The organism is Methylobacterium sp. J-092 (genome assembly GCF_022829325.1).
Lineage (GTDB): Bacteria > Pseudomonadota > Alphaproteobacteria > Rhizobiales > Beijerinckiaceae > Methylobacterium.
This window is the reverse complement of record NZ_JAKSXU010000220.1, coordinates 14,518-37,813: the sequence shown is the minus strand read 5'-3', so window position 1 is coordinate 37,813 and position 23,296 is coordinate 14,518. Positions and strand designations below refer to the sequence as shown.

The window sequence follows — 23,296 nt, the reverse complement described above, 5'->3', positions numbered from 1 at the left end:
AGCGATCACCGCCAGACACGGCCCGGAGAGGTACGGAATTGTCCATCAACGCGCTCGACAGGTTGGCGCAGGCGCTGGCCGAACGGCAGCAGCAGCCCCTGGTCCGCATCGGCGGCCCGGTGCGCGAGGTCGGCGCCGCGCATTGCCGGATCGGCATCAGCTCTCCACTGCTGAAGCTCGGGGATCGCATGCAGGTCTCGGCGGGCGATCGGCCCCAGCAGGGCGAGGTGATCCGCATCGACCGCGACGGCGTGCTGCTCAAGCTCTTCGACGCGAAGGTGGAGGTCGGCCTGGACATGCTGGCCTACCGTGTCGGCGCCCGCGACCCTCGCCCCTGCGAGGCGTGGAAGGGCCGGGTCGTCGACGCCCTCGGGCAGCCCGTCGACGGGCTGGGCGACCTGCCCGCCGGCGAGCATCCGATGCCGCTCGACGCCGACCCGCCGCCCGCGATGCAGCGGTCGCGGGTCGAGCGCCCGCTCAGGACCGGGGTACGGGCCGTCGACCTGTTCACGCCGCTCTGCGCGGCGCAGCGCATCGGCATCTTCGCCGGATCGGGCGTGGGGAAATCGACCCTGCTCGCGATGCTTGCCCGGTGCGAGGGGTTCGACACCGTCGTGGTCGCCCTGGTCGGCGAGCGCGGACGCGAGGTGCGCGAGTTTCTCGAAGGCCCGATCCAGGCGAGCCGCGCGCGATCCGTCGTCGTCGTCGCGACCGGGGACGAGAGCCCGATGATGCGTCGTCAGGCGCCGAAGACGGCCATGGCGGTCGCGGAATACTTTCGCGACCGCGGGCAATCGGTTCTGCTGATCGTGGATTCCGTCACCCGCTTCGCCCATGCCGCGCGGGACGTGGCCTTGGCGGCGGGCGAGCCTCCCGTGGCGCGCGGCTATCCGCCCAGCGTGTTCGGCGATCTGCCGCGGCTCCTCGAACGAGCCGGGCCGGGCATCGAGGGCGGCGGGACGATCTCGGGCATCTTCTCGGTCCTGGTCGATGGCGACGACCACAACGATCCCGTGGCCGACAGCATCCGCGGCACGCTCGACGGCCACATCGTGCTCGACCGGGCGATCGCCGACCAGGGCCGCTATCCGGCGATCAGCCTGCTCGGCTCGATCTCCCGGCTCGCCGACCTGGTCTGGACACGGGAGCAGAGGGACCTCGTCCGCGCCCTGAAGAACCTGATCATGCGCTACGAGGACACCCGCGACCTGCGCGTGATGGGCGGCTATCACGCCGGCTCGGACCCAGAGCTCGACCAGGCCATGATCGTCATTCCCAGGATCTACGCGGCCTTGCGGCAAGACCCCTGGCAACCCGCGAGCACCGACGCCTTCGCCGAGCTCGCAGCGACACTTCGCGATTAGCGCCGTTCCCGTTCGATCCGCTTCCGAACCTGCGACGGCGAAGGCCTCCGCACACGCGTCGGCGGCAACCTCGACGACGAGGCGGCCTTTCGCAGCGGCGAATCCTCGTCGGCCGGTGCCGTTGATGCGTCGCGTCGCAGGCCGATGAAGCTCGCGCGTCCAAAATATCTTCGGCGTTTCCCGCCCGTCGAATTGTGCACGAGAGGCGCGAAGGACGAGATGTCGCCGGTCCCATCGATCCGCATCTGAGCTCGGCGCCCTATGTCGACAGATCTCATCATGCGAGATCGCGACCATGTGGTATCTCTACGGCTTCGTGCTTCTCGCCGGCGTCGCCAACGCCGTCCAGGCCGGGCAGAACGGCGCGCTGTCGAAGGGCTTGGACGAATCGTTGACGGCGGGCCTGATCGTCGTCGCCGGCACGGCTACCTGCATCCTCGTGGTCGGCCTGCTCGCGGGCAAGCTCGCGTGGCCGACCGTGGCGCAGGCCGCGGCGATGCCGTGGTGGGCGTGGCTCGGCGGCATCCTCGGCGGATGCATCATCCTCGCGCAGTTCGTCGTCGCGCGTCAGATCGGTGCGGCTCCGTTCCTCGGCCTGCTGGTGACGGCGGGCGTGACCACCTCGATCGTCCTGGACAATTTCGGCTGGGTCGGGTTCGAGCGCCATCCCGCGAGCCTTTGGCGCATCCTCGGCGGGGTGCTGATGGTCCTCGGCGTCGGGCTCGTCGCGCTCTTCTAGATGCGAAACGACGGATGCGCGCGAGCTCGTACCCGCGCGCATCCGTTCGATCGGTTTGCGCAAGGATTCTCAGGTCGGCTGAACCTCGGTGTCCTTGACCTCGGGATCGTCTTCCGTCGGGACGTTGGGCTGGGGCTGCGGATCGGCCTCGATGTCCTCCTCGGTCGCCGGGACGACCTCGTCGAGGCGGGCGGGATCTTCGATCAGGGCGCCGGGATCCTCTCCCGGCATCGGCGTATCGGCGTGGGTCATGGCAGGGCTCGTTCTTCGAGGGACGTTCTCTGGGGGAACGTTGGGGAAGCGTTCGGGGGTGACGCCGTTCCGGGGATGCTAGGCGGCGTCGGCGTCGTCGGCATCGAGGATGCCATCGAGGTCGCCCACGAGCGCGTCGAGCTGCTCTGACGTCGAGCGGATCTTGAACCGCGTCCCGTCCTCAGCCTCAACCGCGATCTCGACATGGTCGCCGACCTTGGCCGCCAGCGCCTGCTTCAGGATTTACGTCGTCACGTCTGCCTTGTCGGCTATGCCAGCTCCTTCACGTTCGCCGCGGGCAACGCCGCACCACACGCTTCGTCGGTGCGGCAGAACCTCGCGGCACCGTGCCGGGGATCACTTTCGGCGGCACGGCATCTCGTCGGCGGCGATCAGGGCCTGGGCGATCGCCACCGTACGGCGGCTCTGATGGCGGATGGCATCGAGATCCTCCGGCCGCGGATCGGCGTTCTCGGCTCCGACGATGGCCGACGCGCCGTAAGGGGAACCGGCCTCGAGCATCGCCTCGTCGGTGTAGCCCGGCGGGAGGATGACCATGCCGAGATGGGCCATCGGCGCGTAGAGCGACAACGTCACCACCTCGGATCCGCCATGCGGCCACGAGGCGACGGCGAAGGCGCCACCGACCTTGCCCGACAGCGCGCCGCGCTTCCATTGCGGGCCGAGCCGATCGAGAAAGGCCTTCAGCTCCGTGGCCATCGCGCCGAAGTAGCACGGCGTGCCGAACAGGATCGCGTCCGCCCACTCCGCATCCTCATGGGTCGGCTCCGGATAGAGCGCGTTCTGTCGCGCGGCGTTCTCGGCCCAGCCGTCGACCTTCGCCATCGCATCGGCGTCGACGACCTCGCGGGCTCGGCGCAGCCGCACCTCGGCGCCGGCCGCACGCGCCGCGTCGGCTGCGGCCACGGCCAGCGCTTCGACCGAACCGGAGCGGGAATAGAAGGCGATCAGCACGCGGGCCGGATCGAGATCGGATTGGGACACGATGATTTCCTCTTCGAGATCACTCGAAGTAGGGCCGGAAACATCCGTGGAACCGAGAGCTGCCAAAGGGCCGCGCCACGATGACGTCGATCCGAACCGTCGCGGCGAATGTTGCAGAGACCCGGCGCGAGGTTTGCCCGTCGTGCCGGATCGACGGTCGATAGCGCCACAGGGGCGGACCTATCGCGCGAGCCGCAAGTTACTTGCTCGATGTCCGGCAAGATCGGACGAGCGAGGTTTCACGGTGGCAGAACAACTCTCCGGGCAGTCCGGTCGACAGGGCAAGCGCGGCAAGCCCGCACTCTACGTGCTGGTGGCCAGCGTCGGGCTGATGATCGCGGCTCTGGTCGGCCTCATGGTGTGGCAGGGAGCCAGCGCGCCGCCCGATTATGCCAGCCAGAGCCAGGCGGCCTCGCGGGCGGAGGTCACGGGATCGACGACCGGCAAGGACGGCGGCACGTCGTCCGCGAACACCGGCGCCGTGCCGGCCGGAAATCCGGCCTACCCGCAGCCCGCGAAGCGAAACGCCAACTGAACCGCACTCGGATCCCGGCGTTCCCGGTGCCGATGTCCAGCTTGGGAAAACCCGCAATGACCCTTCGTTCTGAAACGCCGCCCGCCCCGGGCAACCTCGATTTCGGCGAGGCGCCGGACAGCGAGAATCCGACCTCGGCGCAGCTGAAGGCCGACATCGACAGCGGCCGAACGGGCGACAAGGCGAGCCACGGCGATGTCGGGGCGGCACCGCTCGGAACCTGCGACGAGGCCGGGGATACGCCCCCGACCCCGCAGCGGATCAAGCTGGCCCGCGAGACCGAGGCGGCATCCGAGCAGGTTCGGGCGGCGGCCGATGTGCACGGCGAACGATCCTGGATCATGCCGGTGTTCTACAGCGCGATCGTCGCCATCCCCGTGGTGATCGGCGGCGCACTGCTGTTGCTGCGCTGACCGACGGGATGTGTGTCGGCGCGCTTGGTGCCGAGCACGCCTCGACCGACGATCGGCTCGGCAGGACGGACGGTGCTGGGTACGCTTGGTCGGGGAAGATTTTCGGTCGGCCAAGGACCTCGCGATCAGGAACATACGATCGTGATGCCGGAGCCTTTGTAGATTTGGCGCACCCGCCGAAACGGCATGATCCGGTCGCCCGACGCAGCCGCCGGTGTTTCGCATCACCGACCGTTGCCGCTCTCATGTGGCGGGTACCAGCCTTCGGGTCGGTCGGCGGGCTTCGCGTGCCGCTTGCTCGATCGCTAGCGAATTCTAGGACATCGGCCGTCATCGGTATCGCAGCCGGTGCATCGCCCTTTCCCTGTTGGGTGAGATCGACGAACCACAGGGATTGAGCTTTTCCGATTGGTGATGTCGAAAGCAGGCTTCGAATTCCAAGTGCAGCGACGATATTCCTGATTCGCGAAGCTGCTTCTGCCTTCACGCGACCATGCGGCCAATGCGAGCGAAGCCGGCAACCAAAGACGTCGACTTCTGTTGGACAACCATGCCGGTGAAGCGCGACCTCGACCACTCCTTCGTTCTCGTCGTCGAGGACGACGACCTCGTGCGCATGTACGCGGTCGAGATGCTGGAGGATGCCGGCTTCGCGGTGATCGAGGCCCGTCAAGCGGACGAGGCCTGGTTCATCCTGCACGAGCGCTCGGACATCGCGGCGATCTTCACCGACGTCGATATGCCGGGGACGATGTGCGGCGTCACCCTGGCCGGACGCGTGTCCGCGGCTTGGCCGGACATCCGGCTCGTCCTGACCTCGGGGCGGCACCGGCTCGCCGACACGGAGGTGCCGGACCACGGCCTGTTCGTGCCGAAACCCTACAAGGCAGCCCAGGTCGTCGACGCGCTGCACCACGCGGCCTGAGATCGACCGGCCGCCGGGCCGCCTGCATGGCTCTTGTCTAATTCTGCGCGGGAACACCGCCCGCGATCGTCGCATCACGCGATCCGTCGGGGCGCGCCATCCCCGGGATTCGCTCCGATCGCGGAGCGGTTCTTCAATCGATCACCTCGACGATGCGACGGGTGCCCGGCTCGACCAGCACCGGATGGTCGTTGACGATGGTGTAGTTGAAGCCCACGAGCTCGAACTCGCGAGGAACGTCGTAGTAGACGATGCCATCCTCCGGCAGCACGGTCCCGACGCGAACCGGGCCGCCATAAGCGAACGACGGCCGTCGCTCGGCGTGGGCGTAGATCCGGAAGCGTTCGCGGCGGTCGATCCCGAGGATGCCGTTGGCGGTGCCGACGGCCGCACCGATCGCGCCGCCGACTACGGCTCCGAGTGGGCCGGCCATCTCCTCGCCGCGCCGCGAGCCCTCCCGTGCCCCCTGTTGCAGACCCTGCGCCTGCGCGGCCGTGCCGAGGAGGACGAGGAGTGCGGCCGAGGCCAGGGGGTGACGCATCGAATCGATCCTTAGGGGAGTGGCTTCCGACGGCGAGAGTCCGCGAACGCCGGCACGGTAGCACCGATCGCGCCGGAGCCGGTGGCGAACGTCATCGACCCGCGAGACGAAGTCGGCGTCCCGCGATCCGATGCAGCCCGGCGATGTCACCGCTGGCCGTTTCGCTCCTGGGCCGCCCGCAGCCGGTCGAGGAGATCCATGGCCAGGGCGGCGCGTTCCGTCGGCTCGGTGACGGAGCGGCGCAGGACGACGCGTCCCTCTCGGACGACGAGGTCGTCCTCGGCCGGCATCGGCCCGGCCTTGATGCCGGGCCTGAGGTCGGCTGCGATACCCTGCGGGCCGCCGCTCAACCGGGCGACGCCGAGCGCACGGCAGGCCGCACGCAGGCGCCCGAGGGCGAACAGCGCCGAGACGGGTTCCGGCGGAGCGCCAAAGCGATCCTCGACCTCGCTCGAAAGCGCCTCGATCGCTTCGATGTCCCGGAGGCGCAGCAGGCGGGTGTAGAGGCTGAGCCTGATCTCGGGCTCGGGCACGTAATCGCCCGGGATGCCGCCGGGAAGCCCGATCTCGATCTCGGGGCACCAATCCTCGGCCTCCTCGCCCTTGGCGAGGCGGAGCGCGAGCTCGAGAAGATGCCGGTAGAGACCGAGGCCGACGAGCTTGGCGTGGCCGGCCTGATCCTCGCCCACGAGATCGCCCGCGCCGCGCAGGTCGAGGTCGCGGGCGCTGATCGCGAAGCCTGCGCCGAGACGGTCCATCGCCTCCAGCGCCCGCATGCGCTGCTCGGCGGCCGGGCTCGGGGGGGCATCGGAATCGAAGAGCAGGTGGACGACGCCGCGGCGCTGGCCGCGCCCGACCCGGCCGCGCAGCTGGTGGAGCTGCGCCAGCCCGAACTTGGCCGCCTCCCAGACCAGCATCGTGTTGGCGCGCGGCACGTCGAGCCCACTCTCGATGATCGCGGTGGCGAGGAGCACGTCCCCGTCGCCGTCGGCGAAGCGCACCATCGCCTCGTCCATCTCCGACGGTTTCAGGCCGCCATGCGCGACGACGACCTCGAGGTCGGGAACGAGGGCGCGCAGGCGCTCGGCCATCGGCCCGATATCCTCGACGCGAGGACAGACCACGAAGCTCTGTCCGCCGCGCCGGTGCTCGCGAACGAGCGCGTCCTGCAGGGTATCGGGATTGAACGCGGCGACGATCGTGCGGACCGGCTGACGCAGAGCCGGCGGCGTCGCCAGGATGCTGAGGCTCTGAAGGCCGACGAGGGCGGATTGCAGCGTGCGCGGGATCGGCGTCGCGGTGAGCGTCAGCACGTGGCCGCCGCCGGCGAGACGACGCAGGTCCGCCTTGGTCTTCACGCCGAAGCGCTGTTCCTCGTCGATCACCGTGAGGCCCAGGTCGGCGAAGGCGACGCCGCGCCCGGCCAGGGCGTGGGTGCCGACGGCCAGCCGCACCGTGCCGTCGGCGAGGCCCGCCTTCACGCGCCTGGCCTCGGCCGGGGATACCAGGCGGGAGAGTTGCGCCACCGCGATGCCGAAGCGGCCGAAGCGTCGGCGCAGCGTCTCGGCGTGCTGGCGCGCGAGCACCGTGGTCGGCGCGATGAGCACCGCCTGCCGCCCGGCGAACACCGCTGCCGCCAGCGCGCGCAGGGCCACCTCGGTCTTGCCGAAGCCGACGTCGCCGCAGACGAGCCGGTCCATCGGCACTCCGGAAGCGAGATCCGTCGCCACGGCCTCGATGGCCGCGGCCTGGTCATGCGTCGGCGGAAAGCCGAAACCGGCCGCGAAGCGCTCCATCTCCCGAGCCGGAGGCCGGATCGCCGGGACGCCCGCCTCGCGACGTTCGCGGGCCGTCTCCAGCATGTGGCGGGCGGTCCGCGCCATCGTCGCCTCGGCCTCCAGGCGGCGGCGGGCCCACGTGCCGCCGTCGAGCTTGTCCAGGGTGACGGCGCTCGGCTCGGAGCCGTAGCGCCAGATCCGGTCGGCCTGGGCGACGGGCACCATCAGGACGGCTTCGTCGGCGAACCGCAGGCGCAGGGCTTCCGTCGCCGGCCTGTCACCGACCGCAGCGACCTGCTCCAAGCCCTCGAAGACGCACAAGCCGCGGTCGCGGTCGACCGCGACGTCGCCGGGGCGCAGATCGACCTCGCACAGCGGCAGGACGTGGCCTGCGGGACCGACCGGCGCGGCGTCCGGGCCGTAGAGGTCGGCCGCCGCGATCACGGTGGCGCCGTCGGCGTGGAAACCCGCCCCGAGGGGCGCCTGCAGGGCGAGGACCTCCCCCGGTTTGGCCGAGGCCACCTCCGCCCAACCGTCGATCAGGCGAACCGCGCGGTCGGCCACCGCGGATGCTTCGCGCACGAGCCGGCGCAGCGGAAGCGTCGGGCCGGCCAGGACGATCCGCCGCCCGGCCTTCAACTCCGCGCGGAGAACCTTGGCGAAGGCAACCGTCGGACGCGTGGCCCCCGCCAGGCTCGGCAGGGCGATGTCCTTGGTCGCGTCCCGGGTCGCCGCGGAGAGCGTCCGCGCCTCGACCGCCTTCGTCCAGTCCGAGAGCGACAGATACAGGTCAGCTCCGCGCCCCACGTCGCTCCGGCCGTTCCGCCCGGCGCGCTTCATCGCGCGCGCCTCGTCGATCTGTTCGAAGAAGGCGGCCATCCGCGCGGACGCTCCCTCCTCGACCACGAGGCCGGCATCGGGAAGATAGTCGAGGGGCGTCACCAGGCGTGGGTAGAATCGGGCGAGGGCGTGCTCCTGGCCGGTGAAGGGGCGCAGCCGCTCTTCCGAACCCGCGGCGAGGACGATTTCGGTGGCCGGATCGATCACGAGGCGGTCGACATCTCCGACCGATCGCTGGGTGATCGGATCGTAGACCCGGATCGCCGTGACGCGGCCGTCCGCGTGCTCGATGCGGGACGGCCTGGCCGCGTCAGCCGGGAACACCTCGATGGTGCGGCCGCGCACGGCGACCTCGCCCGGCTCGTCGACGCGCTCGTCCACGACGTAGCCGAGACGGACCAGGGCGGCGGTGATCCGCGCCGGATCGATCCGGTCGCCGATCGCGAGGGGCACGTGCGCGTTGTCCCAGGTCGCTCGTGGCGGGACGCGCTGGGCGAGCGCCGGCCCCGTGGTCATGACGAAGTCCGGCGGCGCTCCCTTACCGCTCAGCCGGCGGAGCACCGCGGCGCGCGCTCCCATCGTCGCCCGGGACGGCGACGCGTGGTCGAACGGCAGGCAGTCCCATTCGGGGTAGACGAGGATCTCGGCGTTCGGAGCGAGCGCGCGCAGGACGCGGGCGAGGTCGTCGAGACGACGCGCGTCGCGCGCGACGTGCACGACCGGCTTCGACGCGTTCGACCGGCTCGATCCGGCCTGCGCAGCAATGTCCAGGAGCGAAACCGCGAGCGCCCCGATCGGAACGAGGGGGGCGTCGTCCAGCTGCGCAGGTGCCGGCTCTGCCACCTTCCGTCGACGCTCGGCCATTCCGCACTCCGTCCGCAACCCTTGGGACTCCGGCAACGCGGTTCGGTCCGGACCGGTCCCATCTGGAAGGCGGCTATTCACAGCTCAAGCGTGCGGCGTGCCGCCGCTCGCACCGCCCGCCGTCGTACCGTCGGCACGGCAGCGCGGGCGCGCGGCAGGGCGTCGAACTAGCCGCAGCGTTAGGGCATCTCGGCCTCGACGTGGGCACGGAGAGGAAAGCCGCCAGGAGATCGGCACCGCTCTTGGGGAACGCACCGCACCGATCCACAAGCTATCCTATGTTAGTGCGAATCCCCTCCGAAGGTGCAGTTCTAGACCATCGCTGACCAGAATCCCGGCCGTCAGCGCCTGCGAGACGCTCGTGCTCCCGCCGTTTCCAGCGCGGCAAATCCCATGGCGGGTCCCGACAACGACGTTCGTGCGGATGGCGCGGGTCGGCGCATCGACGGTGGACGCGCCCCGATCGCCCGGGCGCGCCCATCGATCACGGGACCGGGGCCCGGCCGATGAGCGGGCCGCCGTCGGCAGAACCGGAGGGCGTGCCGTGCTACCGGGCGATGATGTTCGGCGCGGACGGCCGGATGGTCCTGCAGGCCGTGATCGCCGCGGCGGGCGACGACGACGCCAAGGCGCAGGTCCAGGCCCTGGTGGATGGTCACGGTATCGATCTATGGGATCAGCTACGCTTCATCGCTCGGTTCGAGCCGGACCCGGCGCCACCGCAAGTCCGAAACGCCGCGGCGCGATCCTCCGATCGCGCAGGGATGCAGATCAGGCCCAACGAAGATCAGTGAACGCATGGACGACGACGACGCACCGATCCCGATCGAGCAGATCCGGCAGCGGGCCTACGACCTCTGGGACCGCAATCACCGCCCCGAAGGCCAGGAGATGCGGTTCTGGGTTCTGGCCGAGCGGGAATTGAAGGCGGAACGGAAGAACCGAGGCGAAAACCGGAACACCGATCCGCATCATACGTGAGGCTCCGGCGGCCCAAGGCCCCCGGACCGACCAGATCGTCCCGAGGGACGGCCCGCTAGCCCCCTGCGGCGGTTTTCTCGAGGCGCTCGGCCGCGTACCGGGCGCGTGCCGCGCCATCGCTCGCCGACCCCGTGCGCACGCACCAGTCGGTGAACGCGCCCAGCTCGATCGGCACGCGAACGACGTCGACGCCGCTGCGCTGCACCTCACGCTCGACCTGCTCGGCGGACATGCGCCACGCCTCGTACGACGCCGGCAGCTTAGCGCCGTCGACGAAGCCGTGACGGAGCGCGTCGTAGTGCTCCGGGCCGTACCACGGCAGACCGACGCCGCGCGGGCGACTCATCGGGTACCCTGTGTGTGAAGCGGTCAACATTCGGCGTTCTCTGCGCGTCAGCTACCCGGTCACGGCCGCGGTGACCATCCGGCGCTCGCCGCATCCGCGGCAGAACCGCTCGAACGTGCTCTTGCGCTGGGAACAGGCTGAGCAGCGCTCGAACACCCCAAGCCCGCAATGCGGGCAGAAGTTCGTGGCGGGATCGTCGAGGGCGATCCCGCGCTCGCAGCCGGGACAGACTTTCCGGGCGAGGCGCGCGAGCGCTTCGTCGGTGGCGATCTCGGTGCGGCGCTCGGCATCTGGCCGCGCTTCCACCAGGGCTTGCCGCTCGCGGTAGGCGTGCAGCGCGTTGATCGCGGCGCGGCCGCCCACGAGCGTCAGGACCGCGCCGACGCCGTACTGCACGTAGCCGCCGTAGCTCGGCAGGTAGGGCACCAGCTCGACAAAGAACGCGAAGGCCGCGGCGAAGGCGAATCCCCAGACGAACGGCCAGTTGCGCGTGCGCCGGCGCTTCAACAGAAGCCAACCGGCGAAGATCAGGAGAGGCAGCGTGAGGGCGAGCCGATAGCCGAACACCCGCAGTTCCTGACCGCGCTCGGCCGAAACGAGCCTGGCCTGCGCCTCGGCCTGCAGGGCGCCGTCGGCGGCCGAGAGCGCCGCCTCCCGCTCGCCGAGCTCGAAGGCCGTGCGGTTCAGGCCTTCGAGCCGCTCCTCGACGGCGCGCTCGGCCGCCTTGAGCTGATCCAGCCCCTCGGTGCGGGCGACGAGCCCCGGATCCTGGTCGACGCGCTGGGTGGCGTTGCGGGTCTTCAGCCAGTTCGCGAAGGTCTCGCGCGCCGACTCGGTCGCCGAGCGGGCGGCGTCGAGGGCCAGTTGCGCCGCCTCCGCCTGCCGCCGCGCGTCGTCCTGCTCGCGCCGGATCTGCTTGAGGGCGGCGGCCGAGGCGCGCGCCGGCTCCGGGTCGAGGAACTGATCCACGGTGTAGCGGTGCTCGACCTGCGGCAGGTCGCCGACCACGAGCGAGCCCAGGCCGATCAGGAAGCCCGCAAACAGCAGGGCGACGAGCCACAGGGCGGCGTTGAACCAACGCTCGGATACGCGGGTGCCGTTGGCCACGCAGATCGGTCCTTTTCTCCGGAGAAGCTTTGGGCATTCCGGCACGCCGGAGCTCGCAGCACACCACGCGCAGGCCCCGAGGAACGCGTCGAAGCCGTCGATCCCGACGGAAACGACCGGCATCTCGGCCGCCGCCGGCGTTCCCATCACGACGGCAAGCCGAGCCGCGACGCGCCGAACGGCGTCCGGTCCGCCGGCAACGCGCGTCGTCGGCCGGCTCACAGGTTGCGCAGGGCCAGGAGCGGCACAAGGGCGGCGAGCGCCACGGGGACGGACCAGTATTCCATCCGGATCCAGAACAGCTTGTGGACCCTGTGCAGCAGCACGCGCTGGTTGGAGCCCGGATCGAGGAGTTCGCGGGGCGGCGTGCCGTTGAGGTTTCGGCCGACGAACCAGTTGGCTGCCGCGGCGGCGAGCAGCCCGAGGCTGACGGCGAGGAACGTCAGCTCCGGATGGCCGAGCGCGCGAAGCGCCAGCCCGCCCGAGGCGCCGACGAGAAGGGCGGTGCCGAAAACCACGGGCAGGACCAAAATGCCCCAGCCGGACCAGATGAGCAGCATCACCACCGCCTAAGATTCAATCCAGGTCGCCGCCGAACAGAAGACCGCGCCGGCATGATCCGGTCGATCGGTGGCCGCCCGCGCAGGACCATCGAAGTCTCTTGGGCTTGGGATTGAGGCGATGCTGTGTTCACGGTCGCGTGAGCATCGGAGCCGGACGGCAGTGGACGAGGTCAGTTCCGCGTGGCATGCTCCGTCCGCGCCAGCGCGTACACGGCTTCGCAGCGTTCCAGCCAGAGATCGCGGGTGAACAGTCGCGAGACCCGTCCATGCGGGACGGTGCGGGGAATGGCGCGTGCCTCGCCGATCGCGCGGGCGAGCGCGGCCACGTCGTTCACGGGCGCGAGGCGGCCGGCCTCGCCGACGACCTCCTCGGCCGCGCCCATGGCGAAGCCCGCGACCGGCACGCCGCAGGCCATGGCCTCCACCGCCACGAGGCCGAAGGGTTCGTCCCAGCAGGGCGTGAACAGGAAGACCGAGGCGCGGCCGATCTCGCGCGCCAGCGCGGCGCCGGAGAGGTGGCCGCCGTATCGGATCGAACCGCCGATCTGGGGCGCGACCTCCGCCTCCCAGTACGCCCGGTCCTCGATCGGGCCGAACACGGTCAGCGGCATGCCGGCACGCCGTGCCGCCGCGACCGCGAGATGCGTGCCCTTGATCGGCGCGATGCGCCCGGACCAGACGGCGGTCCCGTCGCCGCGCTCACGATACGGCCAGGCGCCGGGATCGACGCCGTTGTGGAGGACGGACACGCCCGCCGGCACCGCGTCCGGCCACCACAGCGTGCGCTGCGCCTCCGACGTGACGGTGATCCGGTGACCGGGCCCGAGGCTTTCGTCCACGAACCAGCGCAGCGCGTCGTAGGGCGGGACATGGAGCGACGTCACGGTCGGCACCACCGCGATGCGCCGGCGTTCCAGGGGCAGCCGGCTCAGGCTGTTGTTGTGGAGCACGTCGAACCCGCCGGCCGCGATCCGGTCGCAGGCGGCGGCGTATCCGGCGTCGACATGGGCGACGAGGCCGGCGTCGCCGCGATGCTCCAGCCCGGGAAAGCTGCGCTCATGATGCACCGAAATCACGGGATCGACGGCGAAGCGCGGATCGCTGTCGCCGGCGGCGAACAGCACCACTTCGTGCCCGCGCGCCATCAACCCGTCGGCGAGGGCCCAGCTCTGGGCTTCCATCCCGCCCGCGAAGGGGCGCGCTACCGGATGCCGGAGATGGGCGAGGAGCGCGATCCTCACGCAGTCGCCGCCGGGGCGGCCTGGGCTTCGAGGAAGCGGATGACGGACGCCGCGTTGCTGTAGGGCTGGTGGCTCTGCTGGCCGGTGAGCGCGAGATCGCCGGCCTCGGGGTGGCGCAGGATGCGGATCGGCCGATCGGGCGCGTCGTCGATCAGACCCATCACCTTGAACGCGTAGAGCCAGTGCCCCATGGTGCGGTAGCCCCACTTGGCCTCGAACAGCTCGGCATTGCGCACCACGCTGGCGAGGTGGTGGACCGGCGGCATGTGGTGCGGGTGGTACTGGTGGTAGGCCAGCCCGCCCTTCATCCAGGCGATGGGGATGCCGGCCTGATCGAGGATCTTGCCGAAATCGGTGTCCTCGCCGCCGTAGCCGACGTAGCGCTCGTCGAAGCCGCCGGTGGCGAGGAAGGTGGCGCGCCGGATGGCGAAGTTCAGCGACCAGAAGCAGCGGTAGTCGCGGCAGATCTCGATGCCGGAAGCCGGAGGGCCGCGACGGTCCGAGTGACGCTCGGCGACCGCGGCGAAGGCCTCGCAGGTCCAGGCGCCCGCCGTGGCCTTCTCGGGCAGGTGCAGGACCTCGCCCATCAGCAGGCCGTCGAGCTCGGCGAGCCCGCGCGCGTAGTCGGCCACGAGGTCGGGGCCCGGGATGCAGTCGACGTCGAGGAAGACGACGGCGTCGCCGCTCGCGGCCGCGACGCCGCGATTGCGCGCGGCCGCGAGCGGCAGCTCGGTGCCGGGGACCAGGATCTGACGGACCGGGAAGGCCACCTCGGGGAGGTCGTAGGGCGCGTCCTGCATCACCGCGACGATGAACTCGACGGGGGCCTGCGTCTGGCGCTCGAGGCCGAGGAGCACGTTGCGCAGGTGCGCGGGCCGCCCCTTGGCGAGGGTCACGACGGAAACGGTGGACATCGGGCGGTCTGGCTCCTGGACGATCGAGCGCGGCATTGAGCGGGCGGTCAGCGAGCGACGACGGCGAGCGCCGGTCGCTCGGCCGCGCCGCTCCAGAGTTCGTCGGCGAGCCCTTCGAGCCAGCCGGCGGCGCGGGCGGCGGCGTCCGGCGCGTAGAGGCTGCCCAGCGGGGCGGGATCGAGGGTGCGGGCCCGGGCGAGGAGATCGCGCCAGCCCTGCAGATCGCCGGGCCAGACCGGGGCCTGGACCGCGGCGCCCAAACGGACCAGGGCCTCGGCCTTGCGCGTCTGCTCCCCGAAGTAGCGCCATTCCGGCATCACAATCAGCCGGCCGCCCACGCGGGCGACCTCGTGGACCGTGTTGTCGCCGGCCGAGGCCAGCACGATGTCCGCGGCGGCGAGGTAGTCGGTCACCGAGGGCACCCAGCCGAGCTCGCGCAGGTTGGAGAAGTCGGTCTCGTGACCCTCGCGATGGGTCGGCCCGAGGGTGAGCCACAGGGTCTCGGGGGCGGCGCGCGCGGCCACTGTCAGCGGCGCGTAGGGCGTGCCGCTGCCCCCGCCGCCCGTCACGGCCACGACGATCTCGCGCGCCGGATCGAGGCCGAGCCGTGCGCGCGCCTCGGCGCGACCGGGCACGCCGTCGACGCTGGTGCAGAGGCCACCGCTGTAGAAGGTCTTGGCTCGCAGGTACGCCGGATAGTCATCCTGCTCCATCCGCTCGTCGAAGGGGGCGAGCATCCCGACGCAGGCTTCGTAGGCGCCGACATGGCCGATGTCGGAGCGGTCGCCGTGCATGCGGATCTGCACCGCCGGCACGCTGGCGATGCGCGCGAGCAGCGCGATCTCCGCCGAGACGTCGACCACGAACAGGCCGACCTCGCGCTCGTCGAGGTGGTCGAGGATCCGCCGCATGGTCCGCCGCATCTCGGCAAGGCCGAGGGGCACGCAGTGCATCACCTGCGGCGTCGGCTCCGCGTAGAGCCGCGGCGTCGGCACGGACGCGCCGATCATGTTCGGCAGCGGCACGATCTCGATGTCGCGGGAGAAGCCGTCGAACAGCTGGGGGCCGGCCGTGAGCACGGAGACGGGCCGGTCGCGGGCGAATTCGGCGGCGATCGCCATGGTGCGGTTGGCATGGCCCCGTCCCTGATGATGGACGAAGAACGCGATGGGCTTCTTCATGGCTGGAGTGTTCGCAAACCGTCAGGAGAACAGGGCGTCGGGCCGCAGGGCGGCGGCGACCTCGTCGGCGCGCGGCCGGCGGACGAGCCGGATCGCCGGGGCGTCCGCGTCCCAGGCGATCAGCCCGGCGGCCCGGAACTGGTCGAGCCAGTAGGTCATGCACCAGCGTCCGTGCCTTCGGTGGAAGCGGGCGGCGTTGGCGAGGATCGCCTCGAAGTGCTGCAGCGGCGGCACGTGGACCGGGTGGTGCTGGTGGTAGGCGCAAGCCCCCGCCACCCAGAAGGTCGGCAACCCGCCGGCCGCGAGGCGCACGGCGAGGTCGGTCTCCTCCCCGCCATAGCCGGCGTAAGCCTTGTCCATGCCCCCGACGGCGTGCCAAGCGCGGGCCGGCAGAGCGAAGGACAGGCCCCAGAGCTGGCCGGGATCCGGCTCCGGGCGCAGGCCCGTTCGCGGCACCGCCGGCCGCGCCGGATGCCTCTGCCCGGCCCGCGCGAGCGCCGCATCGTCGGCGGCATTCCCCGCCTCGGACCCGGGCGGCAGATACAGCACCTCGCCGAGGAACAGGCCCTCGGCCTGCGCCGCCGCTCGGCGATAGGCCGCGACGAGGCCGGGAGACGGGATGCAGTCGACGTCGAGGAAGATCAGCAGCTCGCCGCCGGCGGCCTCGGCCGCGCGGTTGCGGGCGGCGGCGAGCGGCATCGGCTCGCCCGCCACGTGGAGGTGACGCACGGGACAACCCGGGTCCGGCAGGTCCGGCGCGGGTTCGGGCTGCATCCAGGCGATCACCAGCTCCCGCGGGGACGCGGACTGGCGCGCCAACCCATGCATGAGGTTGCGCAGACGGTCGGCCCGGCCGCGGACCAGCGTCAGCACGCTCGCGGAGGGCACATGCGAAGGCTCAGCCGGCATCGGCCAGCATCCGGCGGAAATGGCCGACGCCCTCGATGATGCCGCGGGCGTGCGAGGTGCGGGCGACGTAGGAATGCTTCAGCGCGGCATGGCTCGCCAGATCGTCGGAGTAGTTGGCCACGATGATCGCCTGCGCCTGGGCGCGCAGCATCTCGACGTCGTTCCCGGAATCGCCGGCGACGAACACGGCCCGCTCCGGCAGGCCGTAGAGCGCCCGGACGTGGGCGACCGCCGTCCCTTTCGAGGCCGCTGCGGGCAGCACGTCGAGGTAGCGTCCGTGGCTGTGGATCACGCTGGCGCGGTGCCCCGCCTGCGCGAGACGGGCGCGCACCGCCCTTGCCGTCGTCGCGTCCCCGAAATAGCTGAGCTTGTGCCCGCGCTGCTCCAGCGGGCCTTGCGGCACGAGCCCGTCGAGATCGGCGAGCGCCGCGCGGACGCCGGAGCGGTCCCACCCGGTCGAGACGACCGCGCGCCAGGCCAGGTCTGCCGTGTAGGTCACGCCGTTGGGATCGAGATGGTAGATCTCCGAGCCGACCGAGGTGATCATCACCTGCGGGCGCGGGCTGGCCTGCTGCTCGAGGATCGCCATCGCGGAGTGGAAGGAACGGCCGGTGGCGACGCCGAAGGCCAGTCCCGCCTGGCGGCTGCGCCAGCGCCGAAAGATGCCGAGCGACGCCGCGCAGCCGACGAGGGTGTTGTCGATGTCGCAGACCAGCAACTGACGCGGCACGGCCAGCGGCGGCTCGGGCGCCAGCAGCGCCCGCAGCAGATCATGGTAGCGGGCGGCGTGCTGGTCCCAGTCGTAGGCGGCGGCCGCGCGGGCGCCGCCCGCGACGCAGGCCGCATACAGATCGGGCTCGTCGAGGATCCGCAGGCACGCGGCGGCGATCGCATCCGGCGCGCGCGGGTCGACGAGGAGGCCGTTGCCGCAGGTCTCGACGATGTCGTTGGGGCCGCCGCTGTCCGTCGCCACCAGCGGCAGGCCGGCGGCGGAGGCTTCGAGGAGCGTCAACCCGAACGGCTCGTTAAGGGCGGGGTTCACGAACACGCCGCCGCGGGTGCGGGCATAGGCGTAGATCGCCGGCACGTCCTCCGGGTCGTGGGTCTTCGGATATGCGACGCGGCCGTAGAGATCGTAGCGGTCGATCAGCACCAGGATCTCGCGCAGGGTCGCGGGCATGTCGCCGTCGAGCGCGTCGATGTCCTCGCGCATGCCGGCCATCAGGACGAGGTTGGCGCGGGCCTGAAGCTCCGGGCTCTCCCCATAGGCCCGCACCAGCGCCGCGAGGTTCTTGCGCGCCACCGGCCGGGCGAGGGCCAGCAGCGCAGGCTTGCTCGGATCGTGCAGGAAACGGTCGATGGTGGCGTCGACCCGCGGAAGGGGCTCGGCCGCGGTGAATCGCGCCAGATCGCTGCCCGGCGGCAGGACACGGATGCGGCCGGGATCGTAGGCCGCGTAGCCGGCATACTGCACTTCCGCCTCGTCGCGGGAGGAGGCGATGATCAGGCTGGCGCGGGCCAGGGCCCCTTCCTCGGCGGCGATGCGAGGCGCGAGATCGGGGCCGTTCTCGGCGCCTGCGCCGAGGATCGACGCCTTGACTCGTCCGAGCGAGTGGGCGGTGAACACGAAGGGGATCCCGAGCGCGTCCTCGACCAGCCGCGCGACCGAGGCCGCTTCGGCGTAGTGGGCGTGGATCAGGTCGGGCGCCCGCGCCTGCCGGCCGATCCAGGCCGTGAGGTTCCGGGCGAAGCTCGCGACCTCCGCGTGCATCTCCTCCTTCGACCGGTAGGCCGGCGACGCGCTCGCGAGCCGCACGAGCTCGACCTTGTCGGAGATCCGCTCTTCGGGCACGGCGTAGTCCGGGCCATGGATGCCGTCGAACAGCCGCGTCGCCATCACGATCCGCTCGATGCCGGCATCCTGAGACGAGGCCGCGACGAGGTCGAGCAGATAGCGGATGTGGCCGCCGGTATCGGCGGTCAGCCCGAACGCGACGCTGCCGCCGCGAAGGCAGCCCTGCAAGGCGACATGCAGGACGAACATCAGGCCGCCGGCGTCTCGGGCGTGCCGGGACGAGAGAACGCTGCAGGTGAGGTACCCATCGTGATCCGCGTCGCCCAAGTCGCCCCGAACATCTTCCCCGTTCCCCCTGAGCATCACGGCGGCACGGAGCGGGTCATCCACGACCTCGGCACGGCGCTCAGTGGCTTGGGGGTGGAGGTAACACTGTTCGCCCCCTCCGACAGTGCGACAGACTTGCCGCACGTGGGCGATCACCCGAGTCTTTCGGCCCTCGAACGCCGCCATGGACGCGTCGCGCCCGGCGTCCCGGCGGCGCTGGACGCTCTGCAGCTCGAGGCGCTGCGGCTGCGTCTCGACCGGTTCGACATCGTGCATTGCCATGGCGAGTTCGCGCATGCGGCGCTTCTCGGCGCGCGACGGCGCCACAGCCTCACGACGGTGCACTGGCGCGTGGACGAGCTCGACCGGGCATTGTTCTTCGCGGGCTTCCCCGACCTGCCGGTCGCGGCGATCTCGGCGGCGCAGGAGGCCGGCATCCCGGCCGCGAACCGGGCGGGGATCGTGCATCACGGCATCGCGCGGGACCGCTACGCCCTGCAGACGCAGCCCGGCGCGCACGTCGCCTTCGTCGGCCGGATGACCGACCAGAAGCGGCCGGACACCGCGATCCGCGTCGCGCGCGCCGCCGGCATCCCGATCCGGCTCGGCGGCACGGTCGACGTCGGCAACCCGGACTACTTCGAGCACAGGGTCCGCCCGCTGCTGGGTGACGACGCGACCTATCTCGGACCCGTCGACGATCGCCGGAAGGGGGAACTGCTGGGCGGCGCGCGGGCGCTGCTGTTCCCGATCGACTGGCCGGAGCCCTTCGGCCTGGTGATGATCGAGGCGATGGCCTGCGGCACGCCGGTGGTGGCCTGGAACCGCGGCTCCGTGCCGGAGATCGTCGAGGACGGTGTGACGGGCTTCATCGTGTCTTCCGAAGCGGAGGCGGTCGCCGCGCTCGGGCGGATCGAGCAGATCGACCGTGCCCTGGTCCGCGCGCGCTTCGAGGCACGCTTCACCGCCGACCGCATGGCGGCCGACTACCTCGCCCTGTATCGCCGCCTGCTCGCCGCCTGATGCGGGTCGCCTACCTCGCCTGGGACTACCCGCCGGCCCCGAGCGGCCTCTCGACCGCGGCGCGCGAGATCGCGGAGAGCCTCGCCATGGCCGGCGCCGACGTGACGGTCTTCGCCCTCGACCGCACCGGCCGCGAGCGCATGGGCGGCGTGACCGTTGTCGGGATCGCCCTGCCGCCGGGCGGCGCGCTGGCGCGCCTTCGCCGCTGGGGCTCGGCCGGCCACCTCGCGGCCCCCCTCGCCTTCCGCCGCGCGGTGCGCGCGGTCCACGCGCACGCACCGTTCGACGTGGCGGAGGCGACGAACTGGTACGCCCCCGCCGTGCTGCTGGCCCGGCGCCGGGACCTGCCGCTGGTGACGCGAAGCTCGACGCCGGCGGCCTTCACGCGCGACGCCCCCGCCTCGCTGCGCGACGGGTTCGACGGCCGCACCGCCGACGCGCTGGAGCGTGCCCAGGCGCGCGGCAGCGCCGGCTTGATCGCCAACACGGCCGAGCACGGGGCGGTGATCGCCCGGGCCTACGCTCTGTCCGGCCGGCAGCCGGAAGCGGTGATCGGCCTCAGCCTGCCGCCGGAGATCACGGCGGCCGCGCGGGGCGCGGCCTATCCGGACCATTCCGAGCCGGTGCGCCTGCTCTTCGTGGGACGGGGGGAGGCGCGAAAGGGCTTCGACGCCCTGCTCGGAGCGATCGCGATCCTCGCCGACGAGGCCGCGTTCGGATCGGTTCCGCCCTTCGTGCTCGATCTCGTCGGCGTGCCGCCGTCGGACCTGCCGGGCGATTTGCCCGGTGGGGCGCAGGCCCGCATCCGCGCGCGCGGGCGGGTTCCTGCGGACGAGCTCGCCGAGGCCTACGCCGCCGCCCATGCGGTGCTCGCTCCTTCCCGTTACGAGAGCTTCGGCCTCGTCTACCAGGAGGCCCTGGCCTATGGACGCCCGGTGGTGGCCTGCGCGCTGGATGCCAGCGCCCGCGCCTTCGTCGGCGACCCCGGCGCGGGGCCCTTGGCACGGGACGCGACCGGCCCGGCGCTCGCCGACGCCCTCCGCCCGCTGCTCGCCGACCCGGGCCTTCGCCTGGCCTACCGAACTCGTGCGCTCGCGGCGGCCGGACGCTTCAACCGGGCGGCCCTCGGCCGCGAGACCCTCGATCTGTACGCGCGCGCCATCGCGGCGAGCCGCGCTCGGGCGGCGCGCTGAGCCGAGCCCCGAACCGGGCGCTCAGTCGCGAAACGGCCGCAGCAGCGCCGCCTCTTCCTCCGGGCGCCCGCGTCCGGGGGCGAGGCTCTCGTAGCGCCGCGAGCGCGCTAGGACGTGCGCGCGGCCGAGATGATGCTCGATCGCCCCGTGCAGCGCGATGACGCTGCGTGGCCAGCCGCCGTCGAGCACCGGCCGCTCGTGCACGCGGCCGCCATAGCGCACGCTCCTGCGGTTCAGCCGGTACTGGACGTCCGGGTAGACGTCGGAGAGGACGCCGTCGACGCGGTTCCGGCGCGGCAGCCCGACCGAGAGAACATCGCCCGCCTCGGCCAGGCCCGCAAGCGCCGGGAGGCGGCGGCCCGCGGCGGCGTCGAGGGTTTCGTCGGCGTCGAGCTGCAGCATCCAGGGATGGCGGGCGAGGTCCTGGAGGGCGTTGCGCTGCGCGCCGAAATCGCCGTCCATCGGCCACGCGGCCACGCGCACTGCACCGTGCGCGAAGCCGGCGGCGGCCATGGCGCGCGGCGGACCGGCCGACGCATCGAGCAGGACGACCACGTCGTCGGTCCAGGCTGCGTGGGGCTCGACGCCGGCCAGGACGCGCTCGAGATCCGCAGGGCGACAGAGCAGGCCGAGTGAGACCGGCATCGTCTCCCCCTCGTCGAGGGCGTAGAGGTCCGCCTGCGCGGCGCGGATGCCGTGCGGCCGGCGCAGATCCGCACGGCCGTCCCCGTCGAGCGCGCGAATTCCGAGACCGGCTCCGGTCGCGGCGCTGCGTAGGGTGTAGAGGTCGAGCCCGTAGGCGCCGTCCGGGTCCGGAACGAAGGCCGGTGCGGCGAGGCGTTCCGCGAGATCGGCGCGGCAGCGGTCGGGATCGGCATCCGCTGTCAGCAGGAGCCCGCAGGAGGCGCAGGCGAGCGGAAAATCGCGGCGGCGACCGCCCGGATACGTGAGATGCCGTTTGGTCGGCTGCAGCATGTCTGCGGCGCAGATGAAGCATCGGCGCATCTCGGTCCAACCCTCCCGCTCCGCCGCCGCACCTTGCCGCGTGGGGCCGACGCCATACCTCCGCTGCTCCTCGAACCCCAGCCGCATGTGAACGCACCGGTCGATCCCTCACGCGCCCCCGATGCGCCCCGGACCGGTGCGCTCCAGATCTCGGGTTCCCGGCTCGCCATCGTCGGCAACGCGCCGGGGATCGAGGCCGCCGCCGCGATCGACGCGGCGCCCTCGGTGGTGCGCTTCAACAATGCGGCGGGCTTTCGCGGACGCACCGGCTCGCGTGTCACCCACCTCGCCCTGGTCAACCGCGGCGGCCAGATGCGGGAATGGCTGGCCGACCCGGGCTTCCTCGACCGCCCGGTGGTTCGCGCGGCCGAGGCCTTCATCCTGCCGTTCCCGATGCTTCCGGCGGAGCACAACCGACCCGAGCAGGTGTGCTGGACCCGTGAGGCGCTGGCGCTGCTGGCTCCGCTCGGCAAGCCGGTTCACGTCCTACCGGAAGACCTGCACCGCGAGGGTGGCCTGCGCCTCGGCGCCGGCACCATGGGACGGCCGAACCCGAGCACCGGCTTCCTCGTGACCCTGGCGCTCCTGCTCGGCCGGCCCTCGTGGTCCGGGCCGGTCGACGCCTACGGCTTCGGCTTCGCCGGCTGGCCCGGTCATCCCTGGGCGGCCGAGCGTGCTTGGTTCGCCGAAGCCGAGGCGTCCGGCCAGCTCCGCCTTCACCCGTCCGGATGATCCGCCCGGTCGGGACCGTCCCCGCAACATGATCGGGTTCCGCGCATGACCACCCTCGTCACCGTCCTGAAGGGCGGCGGGCGCTACGACGCGACCTGGGTCGAGCGCCTCGCCCGCGGAGTACGCCGCCACGCCCCGGCGTTCGAGCGGATCCTCTGCCTCACGGACCTTCCGCTCGTCGTCGCCGGCGTCGAGCGGGTTCCGCTGCGGCACGATTGGCCGGCCTGGTGGGCGAAAATGGAGGCGTTCCGCCCCGGCCTAACGCGGGGGCCGACGCTGCTGTGCGACCTCGACACCGTCCTCACCGGGCCATGCGATGCGCTGGCCGAGCCAGGACTCGCCGCGATGGAGGATTACTTCCACGAGGGGCGGCTCTCCAGCGCCCTGCTGCGCTGGGACGGGGGCGAGCTGGATTTCCTCCACGCCGCGTTCGCGGCCGAGCCCGAACGCTGGATGCGGGCCGGTTCGTGCGGCCCGGTCCCCAACGGGGTGCACGGCGATCAGGTCGTCATCGACCATCTGCTGCGCCGCGCGGGACTGCGCCCGGACTTCATCCAGCGCCGGTACCCCGACCTCCTCGACTTCTACGATCCGCGGCGGGCCGAGCACGGCCCGGTGGTGATCTTCATTGGCGATGCCAAGCCCGATACCGCAGCCGGACCGGTGCGGGCGGCGTGGGCCGAGTCCTGACCGCGCCGCGCGCCCTCACCTCAACGCGGCCGG

General features: G+C 71.8%; 24 protein-coding genes. 11 read left to right on the top strand and 13 right to left on the bottom strand.

Annotated features, from left to right (window positions below; translation table 11 throughout):
- The first annotated feature begins 38 nt into the window (after positions 1–38).
- Both fliI and MKK60_RS27870 read left to right on the top strand, forming a co-directional pair.
- The gene (gene fliI / locus MKK60_RS27875) at positions 39–1,364 is read left to right on the top strand and encodes a flagellar protein export ATPase FliI (protein ID WP_243989288.1); all 1,326 of its coding nucleotides are present in this window, start codon (positions 39–41) and stop codon (positions 1,362–1,364) included.
- Positions 1,365–1,659: 295 nt separating this feature from the next.
- Entirely contained in the window at positions 1,660–2,103 is a 444-nt protein-coding gene (locus MKK60_RS27870) for a DMT family transporter (RefSeq protein WP_147726122.1), read from the top strand.
- 69 nt (positions 2,104–2,172) lie between these two features.
- On the opposite strand, the gene MKK60_RS27865 is transcribed toward MKK60_RS27870, so the two are convergent.
- Complete coding sequence (locus tag MKK60_RS27865) at positions 2,173–2,355, bottom strand: hypothetical protein (protein WP_243989286.1); 183 nt, start codon at positions 2,353–2,355, stop codon at positions 2,173–2,175.
- Between the two features lie 357 nt (positions 2,356–2,712).
- Positions 2,713–3,360: an NAD(P)H:quinone oxidoreductase gene (gene wrbA, locus MKK60_RS27860; RefSeq protein ID WP_243989284.1), complete on the bottom strand. Its 648-nt coding sequence runs from the start codon at positions 3,358–3,360 to the stop codon at positions 2,713–2,715.
- Between the two features lie 244 nt (positions 3,361–3,604).
- Here wrbA and MKK60_RS27855 point away from each other — a divergent pair, with 244 nt between their 5' ends.
- The 3 genes from MKK60_RS27855 to MKK60_RS27845 all read left to right on the top strand — a co-directional run bounded on the left by MKK60_RS27855 (position 3,605) and on the right by MKK60_RS27845 (position 5,233).
- Positions 3,605–3,895, top strand: coding sequence for a hypothetical protein (locus MKK60_RS27855; protein ID WP_147727702.1), 291 nt, complete (start codon positions 3,605–3,607; stop codon positions 3,893–3,895).
- 56 nt (positions 3,896–3,951) lie between these two features.
- A complete protein-coding gene (locus MKK60_RS27850) occupies positions 3,952–4,308 on the top strand; it encodes a hypothetical protein (RefSeq protein WP_243989283.1) in 357 nt (118 codons plus the stop codon).
- Between the two features lie 550 nt (positions 4,309–4,858).
- A complete protein-coding gene (locus MKK60_RS27845; RefSeq protein WP_147727700.1) occupies positions 4,859–5,233 on the top strand; it encodes a response regulator in 375 nt (124 codons plus the stop codon).
- Positions 5,234–5,366: 133 nt separating this feature from the next.
- Here MKK60_RS27845 and MKK60_RS27840 read toward each other — a convergent pair whose 3' ends face one another.
- Both MKK60_RS27840 and MKK60_RS27835 read right to left on the bottom strand, forming a co-directional pair.
- Positions 5,367–5,774 (bottom strand): DUF1236 domain-containing protein, encoded by a 408-nt coding sequence (locus tag MKK60_RS27840; RefSeq protein ID WP_147727699.1) that lies wholly within the window; start codon positions 5,772–5,774, stop codon positions 5,367–5,369.
- A 146-nt stretch (positions 5,775–5,920) separates the two neighbouring features.
- The gene (locus MKK60_RS27835) at positions 5,921–9,256 is read right to left on the bottom strand and encodes a helicase-related protein (protein ID WP_243989281.1); all 3,336 of its coding nucleotides are present in this window, start codon (positions 9,254–9,256) and stop codon (positions 5,921–5,923) included.
- Between the two features lie 506 nt (positions 9,257–9,762).
- Between MKK60_RS27835 and MKK60_RS27830 the strand changes: the two genes are divergently transcribed.
- Positions 9,763–10,050, top strand: coding sequence for a hypothetical protein (locus MKK60_RS27830; protein ID WP_243945395.1), 288 nt, complete (start codon positions 9,763–9,765; stop codon positions 10,048–10,050).
- Positions 10,051–10,054: 4 nt separating this feature from the next.
- A complete protein-coding gene (locus tag MKK60_RS27825) occupies positions 10,055–10,237 on the top strand; it encodes a DUF2934 domain-containing protein (protein ID WP_243989279.1) in 183 nt (60 codons plus the stop codon).
- A gap of 55 nt (positions 10,238–10,292) precedes the next feature.
- Here the strand turns inward: MKK60_RS27825 and MKK60_RS27820 are convergent, their stop codons facing one another.
- The 8 genes from MKK60_RS27820 to MKK60_RS27785 all read right to left on the bottom strand — a co-directional run bounded on the left by MKK60_RS27820 (position 10,293) and on the right by MKK60_RS27785 (position 18,542).
- Entirely contained in the window at positions 10,293–10,583 is a 291-nt protein-coding gene (locus tag MKK60_RS27820; RefSeq protein ID WP_243989277.1) for a hypothetical protein, read from the bottom strand.
- A 51-nt stretch (positions 10,584–10,634) separates the two neighbouring features.
- Positions 10,635–11,690 carry a serine endopeptidase gene (locus tag MKK60_RS27815; RefSeq protein WP_243989275.1) on the bottom strand — a complete coding sequence of 352 codons (1,056 nt, stop codon included), beginning with the start codon at positions 11,688–11,690 and terminating at the stop codon, positions 10,635–10,637.
- A 218-nt stretch (positions 11,691–11,908) separates the two neighbouring features.
- Entirely contained in the window at positions 11,909–12,250 is a 342-nt protein-coding gene (locus MKK60_RS27810) for a hypothetical protein (RefSeq protein WP_243989274.1), read from the bottom strand.
- A 173-nt stretch (positions 12,251–12,423) separates the two neighbouring features.
- The gene (locus tag MKK60_RS27805) at positions 12,424–13,494 is read right to left on the bottom strand and encodes a glycosyltransferase (RefSeq protein WP_243989273.1); all 1,071 of its coding nucleotides are present in this window, start codon (positions 13,492–13,494) and stop codon (positions 12,424–12,426) included.
- Positions 13,491–14,408: a galactosyltransferase-related protein gene (locus MKK60_RS27800; RefSeq protein ID WP_243989272.1), complete on the bottom strand. Its 918-nt coding sequence runs from the start codon at positions 14,406–14,408 to the stop codon at positions 13,491–13,493. The genes MKK60_RS27805 and MKK60_RS27800 overlap by 4 nt, the downstream gene beginning before the upstream one ends.
- Positions 14,409–14,455: 47 nt before the next feature.
- The gene (locus tag MKK60_RS27795; RefSeq protein ID WP_243933622.1) at positions 14,456–15,589 is read right to left on the bottom strand and encodes a glycosyltransferase; all 1,134 of its coding nucleotides are present in this window, start codon (positions 15,587–15,589) and stop codon (positions 14,456–14,458) included.
- Between the two features lie 21 nt (positions 15,590–15,610).
- Positions 15,611–16,498, bottom strand: a complete 888-nt coding sequence (locus MKK60_RS27790) for a glycosyltransferase family 2 protein (RefSeq protein ID WP_243989270.1) — start codon at positions 16,496–16,498, stop codon at positions 15,611–15,613.
- Positions 16,488–18,542, bottom strand: coding sequence for an HAD-IIB family hydrolase (locus tag MKK60_RS27785; RefSeq protein WP_243989269.1), 2,055 nt, complete (start codon positions 18,540–18,542; stop codon positions 16,488–16,490). The genes MKK60_RS27790 and MKK60_RS27785 overlap by 11 nt, the downstream gene beginning before the upstream one ends.
- Before the next feature lie 60 nt (positions 18,543–18,602).
- Between MKK60_RS27785 and MKK60_RS27780 the strand changes: the two genes are divergently transcribed.
- A complete protein-coding gene (locus MKK60_RS27780) occupies positions 18,603–19,643 on the top strand; it encodes a glycosyltransferase family 4 protein (protein ID WP_313901158.1) in 1,041 nt (346 codons plus the stop codon).
- Complete coding sequence (locus MKK60_RS27775; RefSeq protein ID WP_243989265.1) at positions 19,643–20,836, top strand: glycosyltransferase family 4 protein; 1,194 nt, start codon at positions 19,643–19,645, stop codon at positions 20,834–20,836. Before MKK60_RS27780 ends, MKK60_RS27775 begins: the two co-directional genes overlap by 1 nt.
- A gap of 21 nt (positions 20,837–20,857) precedes the next feature.
- On the opposite strand, the gene MKK60_RS27770 is transcribed toward MKK60_RS27775, so the two are convergent.
- Positions 20,858–21,841 (bottom strand): hypothetical protein, encoded by a 984-nt coding sequence (locus MKK60_RS27770; RefSeq protein WP_243989263.1) that lies wholly within the window; start codon positions 21,839–21,841, stop codon positions 20,858–20,860.
- A 147-nt stretch (positions 21,842–21,988) separates the two neighbouring features.
- Between MKK60_RS27770 and MKK60_RS27765 the strand changes: the two genes are divergently transcribed.
- Both MKK60_RS27765 and MKK60_RS27760 read left to right on the top strand, forming a co-directional pair.
- Positions 21,989–22,573, top strand: a complete 585-nt coding sequence (locus MKK60_RS27765) for a hypothetical protein (protein WP_147859099.1) — start codon at positions 21,989–21,991, stop codon at positions 22,571–22,573.
- 45 nt (positions 22,574–22,618) lie between these two features.
- Positions 22,619–23,263 (top strand): hypothetical protein, encoded by a 645-nt coding sequence (locus MKK60_RS27760; RefSeq protein ID WP_243989259.1) that lies wholly within the window; start codon positions 22,619–22,621, stop codon positions 23,261–23,263.
- Positions 23,264–23,296: the final 33 nt, after the last annotated feature.

Excerpts from the sequence above, each read along its gene's own strand:
- MKK60_RS27760 (WP_243989259.1), top strand. The coding sequence starts at position 22,619 with ATGACCACCCTCGTCACCGTCCTGAAGGGCGGCGGGCGCTACGACGCG.
- MKK60_RS27775 (WP_243989265.1), top strand. The coding sequence starts at position 19,643 with ATGCGGGTCGCCTACCTCGCCTGGGACTACCCGCCGGCCCCGAGCGGC.
- MKK60_RS27850 (WP_243989283.1), top strand. The coding sequence starts at position 3,952 with ATGACCCTTCGTTCTGAAACGCCGCCCGCCCCGGGCAACCTCGATTTC.
- MKK60_RS27790 (WP_243989270.1), bottom strand. The coding sequence starts at position 16,498 with ATGCCGGCTGAGCCTTCGCATGTGCCCTCCGCGAGCGTGCTGACGCTG.
- MKK60_RS27845 (WP_147727700.1), top strand. The coding sequence starts at position 4,859 with ATGCCGGTGAAGCGCGACCTCGACCACTCCTTCGTTCTCGTCGTCGAG.
- MKK60_RS27810 (WP_243989274.1), bottom strand. The coding sequence starts at position 12,250 with ATGCTGCTCATCTGGTCCGGCTGGGGCATTTTGGTCCTGCCCGTGGTT.
- MKK60_RS27770 (WP_243989263.1), bottom strand. The coding sequence starts at position 21,841 with ATGCGCCGATGCTTCATCTGCGCCGCAGACATGCTGCAGCCGACCAAA.
- MKK60_RS27830 (WP_243945395.1), top strand. The coding sequence starts at position 9,763 with ATGAGCGGGCCGCCGTCGGCAGAACCGGAGGGCGTGCCGTGCTACCGG.
- MKK60_RS27870 (WP_147726122.1), top strand. The coding sequence starts at position 1,660 with ATGTGGTATCTCTACGGCTTCGTGCTTCTCGCCGGCGTCGCCAACGCC.
- MKK60_RS27865 (WP_243989286.1), bottom strand. The coding sequence starts at position 2,355 with ATGACCCACGCCGATACGCCGATGCCGGGAGAGGATCCCGGCGCCCTG.
- MKK60_RS27795 (WP_243933622.1), bottom strand. The coding sequence starts at position 15,589 with ATGAAGAAGCCCATCGCGTTCTTCGTCCATCATCAGGGACGGGGCCAT.
- MKK60_RS27785 (WP_243989269.1), bottom strand. The coding sequence starts at position 18,542 with ATGTTCGTCCTGCATGTCGCCTTGCAGGGCTGCCTTCGCGGCGGCAGC.
- MKK60_RS27835 (WP_243989281.1), bottom strand. The coding sequence starts at position 9,256 with ATGGCCGAGCGTCGACGGAAGGTGGCAGAGCCGGCACCTGCGCAGCTG.
- MKK60_RS27825 (WP_243989279.1), top strand. The coding sequence starts at position 10,055 with ATGGACGACGACGACGCACCGATCCCGATCGAGCAGATCCGGCAGCGG.
- MKK60_RS27840 (WP_147727699.1), bottom strand. The coding sequence starts at position 5,774 with ATGCGTCACCCCCTGGCCTCGGCCGCACTCCTCGTCCTCCTCGGCACG.
- MKK60_RS27800 (WP_243989272.1), bottom strand. The coding sequence starts at position 14,408 with ATGTCCACCGTTTCCGTCGTGACCCTCGCCAAGGGGCGGCCCGCGCAC.
- MKK60_RS27820 (WP_243989277.1), bottom strand. The coding sequence starts at position 10,583 with ATGAGTCGCCCGCGCGGCGTCGGTCTGCCGTGGTACGGCCCGGAGCAC.